This window comes from Paenibacillus nuruki (assembly GCF_001721045.1).
GTDB classification, from domain to species: Bacteria; Bacillota; Bacilli; order Paenibacillales; family Paenibacillaceae; genus Saccharibacillus; species Saccharibacillus nuruki.
Window position 1 is genome coordinate 461,147 of sequence record NZ_MDER01000086.1, and the last position, 8,709, is coordinate 469,855.

Consider the following 8,709-nt stretch of genomic DNA (forward strand, 5'->3'; position numbering starts at 1 on the left):
TCACATCCTGTATTTATAAAATAGTAGACATTGACGTGTGGTATCCTATGATCGTTGTAATTAAGATTGGATTGATCGCTCTGTGCTAGGCGCTGTATTCAAGCGTCCAATATCATGCAACTGCGTATATACTTGTGGTGTAATATAACGTCCTGCTTGCTCCATAGCTCGTAATATCGCTCCGATCACAGGTTCAACTTCTAACTTAACTAATGAGGCATGTGGAGCAGATTGTTGTAGTGCCTGCTCGATCTGAGGGCGAATCCAACCCCGATCTCCACGTGTTAATAGGCTTCCAATCATCACGACATCGAATGTTAACGTGTGCATAGCGAGTCGATGTATAATCGCTGTGATCGACTTTCCGATTTCCTGTCCTTGTTTGGTTAAAATATCTAAAGCAACTCCATCTCCCCATGCAGCAGCTGTAAATAATAATTCTGCCGCACGTAAAGGCACGTCATAATCATGATCCAAATAATCGTGAAACAGTGTCTCTACATCTCTATAATTCAACATATCTAATAACAATTCTGTTAGCACCGTAGGATGCTCTCTTCCATCCCATGCTCGAATCACAGAACGAAAGACTTCGATACATAATGAGCCACCACCGCCGAAGTCTCCATACTTGTAATCGAACCCACCACACTGATAACTTTCGCCTGATGGATGAATACCCGCACTGTTCGTTCCTGTACCGCAGATCACAGCAATACCATATGGTTGCGTTGTTCCAGCGCGAAGCCCTATCAGCGTATCCCCAACTAGATCATACTTTGCAAATCCAAGGCTACGAATCATCGGATGTAAAATAGCATAATCGGCTGGTCGATCGGCGCCTGCTAAGCCAAAACAACTGGATGTTAATTGTTCACGCTGAATACCCGTTTGTTGTAATGCTTGTTCAATCGCAGATCCAATCTGTTCTCCAGCCAGTAATCCTGCTGTCTGATGATTCCCACCGCCAGCAAGTCCTTGTCCAAGCAACTGTCCGTGTTCATTGGTAATATAAGCAAGCGTTTTGCTACCCCCTGCATCTATACCAAGGTAATACTCCAATATGAGTCACCTCTAATCCTGGTTACATTGTGCTGTAGATTGCCTTATAATCAATTCTGATTTTAATTTGAGTCCTGTCGTACGCTTACTCTGATTACTAATCTTACGCAAAATCATATCCGCCGCCGCCAGTCCAATCCGATCCGCCGGTTGTCTCATCGTCGTCAAAAAAGGACGCAATTGCGAAGCGATATTTTGATCGTCATATCCGACTACAGATATCTGCTCTGGTATACGAATACCTTCTTCCATGAGGGCATTGATCAGACCAATCGCAATATAATCATCCCCTGCAAAAACAGCTGTAGGCAGATTATTTTCTGCTAACCATTTTTTTGCAGTCTGATAACCGAAATCCATACTGTAATCCCCTTCGACAATCGCAAACGGTTCTAATTCTGCTTCTTGTAGAGCATCGATAAATCCTTGTCGGCGCTCTTTGGTACTCGTAAATACATCTAATCCACACAAATGAGCGATCTTTGTATGCCCCAATTCCAGAAGATGACGAGTCGCTTCATAACCACCGTTGTAATTGTCGACAGTGATCGCAGAAGCATTATTTTCAGACAACTGATTATCAATAAGCACATACGGAATATTACGCTTTTTCAATTCCGATACGAAACGTTCTTCTTCTACGGGAGATAATAAAATCAATCCATCTACCCGATCTTCTTGAATCAAATAATGACTTTCTTGATTGCCAAAGCTACGGGATACGGATACCGCTAAAAAATAACCTTGCAGAGCTAAAGCATCATTGATCTCTTTAGCAACAGCATCGAAAAATGAATCTTGTAGCGTGGTAACAATCAATCCGATAATTCCTGTACGTCCACGAGCGAGTGAACGAGCCGCAGCACTTGGACGGTAATCTAACTCTTTAATCGCATCCATCACTTTTTGACGATTATTTTCTCGTACGGTTCCTGCACCATTAAGCACACGTGAAACGGTAACAACCGATAATCCTGATCTTTTAGCAACATCAAATATACTGGCTTTCATTTTGTATTCTCCTAATTGATGCCGTTTTTCGAAAGTAGGACATAGATATGCCAACTATTTAAAAAACGAACATCCTGTTTTTGCTCATTATACAGGATGATATAGGATAGGGACTACACTGTAATGCGCTAAATCGTTATTTCTTGTATGAATAAGCGTTTTTATTATATTGCACTGAACGACTAGATATAGATTTTTTTTCAACAATAGGAGCATCATGCTTGCGATCAGAAGACGGCTGTAGATGCTATCTTTCTTTTGAAGAGAGTTTATCTTTTCTGCTTCAATAAAAGTTATAACGCTTTAACTTTCGAAATAATAAACAATACACGCTAGATTAATATCTGGAATAAATCGTATTATTTTCACCTCCTATAGTTAATATCATTCTCCTATCACTTTTTGCATCGAAGAATATAAATTCATAATTATGCATAACGATTGTGAAGGTATTCAAGAGATAAATAGTATTTCTCCACTTCTATGTTTCCACGAAACAAAACGATTTTATATAAGTTATAGCGCTTTAACTTTTGATATTGGAACTATCATAGATGATTTCAGACCTGATTACAAGCTTATTTTGACCACTTTATAAGCAAAATCGGTTAAAAATAGGCTAATTTCTGCCTTTTTATTATATATTTACCTTATTATGAGCGAAAAAGTTATGCATAATATCATGGTGATCGTTATTTAACATACAGTTTAACAGTAATTATTGTTTTTATGAATATTGCTGAATCGATTCTAATATTTCATATTGTTGCCTTTTGGTAATATAGTTATATTCATTCTTTTGCACTTCTTGTATAAGTTCTGCCTCAGATAAGTATCCTTTAGCCCATGCATTTAATCGTGCACCTATCATTGAATGAAAAAGATTTTCTTGTGAATCTAAATGTTTTATCCCCTGCTTCAATAGCTCTGGTTTCCGTTGCAAATAATATTTCTGGTGACGCTCTTCTGCTCGTGTGAAATCGGTATACGCTAAGATTTCTGTATGAAGCGATTGGGGTTCATATTGTTGTTGAACATGTACCATCATTTTATACTGCTCTATATTGCGATAAAAAAGAATCGACATATACTGTCTTCCTTTATATCCATTGATCGCTTCAGGACGATGATGGGTCCAAAAAGTATGAAGTAATTGTTCTAAAGATATCTGTTGCGGATGAAATGTAATCTCTATACTTTCCGAATGGTCTCCTAGATTACGGTATGTTGGATGCGTTGTAGTTCCTCCTGCATATCCGGTTGCCGTCTGGATCACACCGTTGAATTGTCCGAACAAAGCTTCAGGGCTCCAAAAGCATCCCATTGCTAACGTTAATTGCTCAGAGGATAAAGATAGATTATCTGTTGATGTTGGATTCATTATGCTGTGCTCCTTTGCTCTATAGTTAGATATTTATATTTTGTAACCTTGCTGACTCTCTTTTACAGTACACTAGAATAGATACGGCATTTTGCTTCAAGCCTTAATCCGTACAATGAAAATTATACATAAGGTGGTTATATCAACAGTGAAAAGACAGAAATCTTTACTTTTGTGGGGTCTATTACTTATCGTTATTATTGCACTTATTCCTGTAGGAATGAATCTATTCTCCGCATCTAATCCTACTCAGCAAGCATCTCCACCCGGTGAAACGACAACAGATTCTACATATGATTCAGCAGATATACCGACACCCCAACCTGCTACACCTACTATTTCCCAGACATACGATCTGGTAGTGATCGGTAGTGAAGTCGAAGGAATCTTAATGGCAAAAGCTGCACATGATGAAGGCCAAAAGGTGCTGATTATCGATCCACGGGAAAAGCCAGGGGGACAATTAATTCAAGGACAAATGCTTGTACTGGATGAACCCAACACAAACAAAAAGAAAAGTCTGGTACAAGGCGAAATGAAAAAGCTGTACAACGCTTACAATGCAGGCGATATCCGTACGGAAGAACAATTTACAGACTATTATAACAGCTTAATTCAAGGGATTCCGCTAGAAAGTGGGATTCAAATTGATCAGATTCAGCAAAGCGATACCGATGCTAACTATGCGATCACTGCATTAACGTACAAAACAAAGGATCAACAATCTCATACGATCGCAGCAAAATATTGGGTCGAAAATAGCGATTATAACGCATTAACGTCTAAGCTTCATGTCACTCGTATTCCAGGTGTAGAATCTATTTTCGGTGGCGATAAGCCTGAATATATGGCGGCGACTTATATGTTACGGTTCAAAGGAGTCGATTGGCTGAAGCTGCATAGTGCCACATTGTTAGATTATCCTTTGACTAATCTAGAAGCGAAATATGGAACCAATACGTATGTCGATTATGATTTTGGAACAGGCTTTAACAAAATCACAGAAAACTTCAAATCACTAGATCCACAGCTCAAATTGCGTGGCATCAACTCGACGTATCAGAAAGATGGTGATGTCATTATCAATGCGCTACTAATCTATGATGTCGATCCTGCGAATCCAGAATCTGTGCAAGCCGCTATAGCCAAAGGCAAAGCAGAAGCGCCACGTGTATTAACGTTTCTCAAAGAAAATATTCCGGGATATGAACATGCAGAGTTAAACGGGTTCCCGGATTACTTGTATATTCGAGACTACAATCGATTTGAAACAGATTATGTATTGCCTTACGAAGATGTGGTTGCTAGCAAAATGTTCTGGGATAATGTCAGTATTGGTGGGTATCCGATGGACATTCAAGGCACACGTTCTGTCCCAACCGGTAAAGGATACGGTAAACCTGATTTCTACGGGATTCCACTACGTTCATTTGAGTTAAAGTCTTACGACAACGTTCTAGTCGCTGGTAAAAATATCGGTGCTTCGATCAAAGCTTATGGTAGCGCACGTATTACACCCACCACTGCACTTGCAGCCGAGACGATCGGCATTATTTTAGGGCATGAAACGAAAAAATTACGTGATCTAAATGAAGAAGATTTCAAACGGATTCATCAGTATTTGAGCGAAGATTATAATATTAAATTAGACTGAGTTAGGTTGGTTTTACACAAGGAAAATGTTCTGAGGGAAACCGCTTCAGCAAAAATATTGTTCTTGCCGTCGCTGTGTGGAGAGAATATTCTCAATATTGAAAACTGTTCTTGTAAAGAGGGTGGCATTGGCAACGTTGCTAATGTGGCTCTCTTTTTTTATTTTGGTAGTGGAGCTAAGCTTTTGAGGTAAGGATTGGTGAGTTTGAACAGGATTAGAGAAGTATTGGCATCATTAAAAAAAGCTAAGTCGTTGAAAGATGTGTAGGATCAACGACTTAGCTTTTTTGTTTTTCTATTAAAATGATGAATATCACTCGATGTAGATCACTCTATCTCTTCCATTCAACTGTAATTGACTGTGCACTCTCTTTCTATTGGTTTGCTGAGACTTCTTTCAAGCGTTGATCTAGCCAGTGTAGAGCTTGTTGGATGTGCTCCAAAGGAATCTGTCCATAGCGGTCGCCGATGCTAAGTTCGGTAGAGCACTGTGTTCCATCCTTTTTGTCAGTGAGATAAGGAGCTAATCCAACATTAGTAGCCTGACACATTTCGATCAAGATCGGTTCGATTTGTTCTTTGGGTAGTTCAAAATAGATATGGAACATGTTGGAGACAGGCACTTCTGGTAGCGTGTGAACCGCTGTACACTGGTTAATTTCATGAGCCAGTTGCACTGCTTCTTTGTAGTATTGTTCCATTTTGCCAACACGTTGTTCGTAGTAATATTTGGAGCTCAGGATATAAGGATACAAGCTGATCAGATCGCCACCGTGTCTTCTTTTCCATACTTTAGATTCTGCGGTAAAGTCGCTTGGCCCTGCTAGGATCGCCCCTGCAATACCACCGATACCTTTGTAAAAAGAGATGTAGACACTATCGAATAACTCGCATACTTCAGCGGCTGTTTTTTGGTAATACGGTAAAATTTCGAACAATCTAGCTCCGTCTAAATGAATCGTAATCCCTTGTTCACGGCAGTATGCAGAGATGGCTTGCAGTTCGCTATAATCTGGCAACTGTCCACCGATTTCGCGTTGAGGCAGTTCGAGCAGCAGACAAGCAACCTCTTGATCCATTTGCTGTACATCTGCAAGTGTAATCAGACGATCTTGATCCGCTAGTAAAATCGAATGGATATGATGCAGTTCTTTCAATCCGTCTTCTTCATGAATTTCTAAATGGCACAAAGGATGGTACGCAACGTTACGGTTATTCTGGCGATCACACCAGATACGTAAAGCAATCTGTTGTGCCATGGTACCTGTTGGGAAAAACACTGCGCTTTCTTTGCCTAACACATCTGCCATCTGTTTCTGGAAATCTTCGATCACTGGTCCCCGACCATACATATCACTTGCAAGGTCTCCATTGATATCTGCAAATGCTTGTTGCAACACATGTATATTCCGATCACCATTCCCTGCTAAAATGTAATTTGTTTGCGCAAACGCTTCTCGTAATGTTAAAGAAGGTTGCTGGGCTGAAGTCGATTCAGGATTATTGTACATAGATATAAGCTCCTTTGATAGAAATAAAATCAATGCTTAACTATAGCTTTGAATTAACGTTACCATATCTGAATCCGAATGCGTAATCTATGCTAGGAAAAAGTAATACGTCTTCTAAATAAACAGTAATTAACCCAATATAAAATACAATTTAGGGTATATTTGGAAATTAAGTATACCTATGTTATAATGACATTGGTTGTAAACTAATCACAAAGGAGAATGATGATGAAAAAACAGAAACTGATTTTAATTCCAGCCCTGTCGCTCGCCGCTTCTCTCGCCCTTGCACCTATTGGATTTGCTAGTGAGGTCTCTAGCACTCCAAACACACTAAACGCAACTAGTTCCAACCAAAGTGTAGCTCCATCGTTTACTGCTTCTCCCGTTTATAATGTAGGTACTAGTTCAGAACAGCTATTTTTACATGGCGAATTTGAAGTGAAAATCAACCCGAGTAAATATGCTAACTTTAATATTAAAATTTACGATAGTGCAGGTCGCCAAGTATCTGCAATGAGTTATAGTGGAAGTAGCCCTACAACACTACTTAAATCCGACGAAAAACTAGTAGGTCCACATAAAATAGCAGTCACTACTATTCCAGTCGTTGCAAATGCAGGAACCTTTCAAGTGAATTATTAATCTACTACTTACAATGAAATCGATTTTAAAATAATTATTAAAGAAAAAGCCTTTCTCCAAAAAACAGAGAAAGGCTTTTTCTTATTACACTACATAATTTATTGAGCATTCTAATCGTCTAATTCATAATCGTCCAAAGACCAAGGTTCTATTTTTTTGATAGCAGTCATAGGAATAAGCATTCTTGTATCATCATGAGCTTCTTCAGGACAAATCACAATAACATTATTGGAGTAGTAATAATTAACGTACAATCCGATTACAAACAAATTATCAAGAAAAGTTATTTTGATACCTTTATCTCTATAAGCTGGCATAAATATTTCTTGCTGATCCATGATCATTCCTCCTATTTCCTTATAATGTGATATGTATCTTTACTAATATAACATCAATATACAAACATACACTGTTATATCTTTTTTCAATATAAGATGTGTTCGTTCTCACCCTTTTTTCCAATCATTTAGTAAAATGTGATCTGCTAGATTAGGGCATAAGATTTGACTATATTCTAAAAAATGATCATAAAAATGTTCAAACATCATTAAAAGCTCGTCTTTTCCTATATAAATAGCTTCATCAGGTGTCCAATTGGTATGACTTACACAGGTTACTCTGACCTGATTATTCTCTTCTTCAAAAATAAGCAATCGTTCAATCCCTTGTTCATAAAAATCCAATTGAAATGAGAAATCTTTTTTACTTATTTTCTTTAAAATAAATGGAATTTGTTCGATTACTGTTAACAGATCAGTTCTACAATCGACAGGCCATTGCTCTTGTCCGAAAAAAGAAACAAGAAATACAATCGATTCTGAAATTTCAAAAACTTCACATATGTCAATCAAAATGGCTAGTGGACCATCCAGTTCCATTTCAAATGATGAATCCGTTATTGATACTCTATTTATAGAAAGTACGCTTTTCAAAATTAGCTGAATATTAAACATTTTAATTCCTCTTCTCTTACATCGAATTACCAATAAAAGCTATACCTATTTTTATATGTCATTTTCTCTTAAATACTGTTAATTAATAACGATCTCTATTAGCCAAATTCCTTTAAATACGTATGTAATTATTTTCGCTGTTATGCTATTTTACTTACTATTTTTTAAAAGAACTAGTACTATAATCTAATGATATGAAATATTGTGATCCTTCACCTCCTAAATAACCATTTTAATCAAATTATTCATTAACCTTAAACGCATTTCCCCACTCCATAAAGTTATCCCAAAATTTCTCATCAAAAATAGATTCCTTATCTAATCCAAAAGCCAATGCAAGTTCTTTCCATTCTATAAAATCGAACTTTGCAGTATACATTTTACTTGTATAAAGTTCTATCACTAAACCTTCAAATGACATTTCGTATTCATCATATTCAAAATAATGTGTTACAGCTTCTAATCCTTCTAAAGATAAAATACTTTCAGACAT

The 8,709-nt window shown here is 37.6% G+C and carries 9 protein-coding genes; 2 read left to right on the forward strand and 7 right to left on the reverse strand.

Going from position 1 to position 8,709, the window contains the following annotated elements:
• Positions 1-60: 60 nt before the first annotated feature.
• The 3 genes from PTI45_RS22080 to PTI45_RS22090 all read right to left on the reverse strand — a co-directional run bounded on the left by PTI45_RS22080 (position 61) and on the right by PTI45_RS22090 (position 3,454).
• Positions 61-1,062, reverse strand: a complete 1,002-nt coding sequence (locus tag PTI45_RS22080) for an N-acetylglucosamine kinase (RefSeq protein WP_069329733.1) — start codon at positions 1,060-1,062, stop codon at positions 61-63.
• Positions 1,063-1,074: 12 nt separating this feature from the next.
• Complete coding sequence (locus PTI45_RS22085) at positions 1,075-2,073, reverse strand: LacI family DNA-binding transcriptional regulator (protein WP_069329734.1); 999 nt, start codon at positions 2,071-2,073, stop codon at positions 1,075-1,077.
• 727 nt (positions 2,074-2,800) lie between these two features.
• A complete protein-coding gene (locus PTI45_RS22090; RefSeq protein ID WP_069329735.1) occupies positions 2,801-3,454 on the reverse strand; it encodes a peptide-methionine (S)-S-oxide reductase MsrA in 654 nt (217 codons plus the stop codon).
• Between the two features lie 148 nt (positions 3,455-3,602).
• On the opposite strand from PTI45_RS22090, the gene PTI45_RS22095 reads away from it, so the two are divergent.
• Positions 3,603-5,108, forward strand: a complete 1,506-nt coding sequence (locus PTI45_RS22095) for an FAD-dependent oxidoreductase (protein WP_245703530.1) — start codon at positions 3,603-3,605, stop codon at positions 5,106-5,108.
• 373 nt (positions 5,109-5,481) lie between these two features.
• Here the strand turns inward: PTI45_RS22095 and PTI45_RS22100 are convergent, their stop codons facing one another.
• On the reverse strand, positions 5,482-6,618 hold the full coding sequence (locus PTI45_RS22100) for a threonine aldolase family protein (RefSeq protein WP_069329736.1): 1,137 nt from the start codon (positions 6,616-6,618) through the stop codon (positions 5,482-5,484).
• A gap of 228 nt (positions 6,619-6,846) precedes the next feature.
• Here PTI45_RS22100 and PTI45_RS22105 point away from each other — a divergent pair, with 228 nt between their 5' ends.
• Entirely contained in the window at positions 6,847-7,263 is a 417-nt protein-coding gene (locus PTI45_RS22105) for a hypothetical protein (protein ID WP_069329737.1), read from the forward strand.
• A 110-nt stretch (positions 7,264-7,373) separates the two neighbouring features.
• Here PTI45_RS22105 and PTI45_RS22110 read toward each other — a convergent pair whose 3' ends face one another.
• The 3 genes from PTI45_RS22110 to PTI45_RS24315 form a co-directional block, all read right to left on the reverse strand.
• Entirely contained in the window at positions 7,374-7,601 is a 228-nt protein-coding gene (locus tag PTI45_RS22110) for a hypothetical protein (protein ID WP_069329738.1), read from the reverse strand.
• A gap of 108 nt (positions 7,602-7,709) precedes the next feature.
• On the reverse strand, positions 7,710-8,216 hold the full coding sequence (locus PTI45_RS22115; protein WP_069329739.1) for a hypothetical protein: 507 nt from the start codon (positions 8,214-8,216) through the stop codon (positions 7,710-7,712).
• Positions 8,217-8,457: 241 nt separating this feature from the next.
• The coding region (locus PTI45_RS24315; RefSeq protein ID WP_069329740.1) for a hypothetical protein at positions 8,458-8,709 on the reverse strand (252 nt) is incomplete at its 5' end.

Coding starts and splice junctions, on each gene's coding strand:
- PTI45_RS22110 (WP_069329738.1), bottom strand. CDS start 7,601: ATGGATCAGCAAGAAATATTTATGCCAGCTTATAGAGATAAAGGTATC.
- PTI45_RS22100 (WP_069329736.1), bottom strand. CDS start 6,618: ATGTACAATAATCCTGAATCGACTTCAGCCCAGCAACCTTCTTTAACA.
- PTI45_RS22085 (WP_069329734.1), bottom strand. CDS start 2,073: ATGAAAGCCAGTATATTTGATGTTGCTAAAAGATCAGGATTATCGGTT.
- PTI45_RS22105 (WP_069329737.1), top strand. CDS start 6,847: ATGAAAAAACAGAAACTGATTTTAATTCCAGCCCTGTCGCTCGCCGCT.
- PTI45_RS22090 (WP_069329735.1), bottom strand. CDS start 3,454: ATGAATCCAACATCAACAGATAATCTATCTTTATCCTCTGAGCAATTA.
- PTI45_RS22115 (WP_069329739.1), bottom strand. CDS start 8,216: ATGTTTAATATTCAGCTAATTTTGAAAAGCGTACTTTCTATAAATAGA.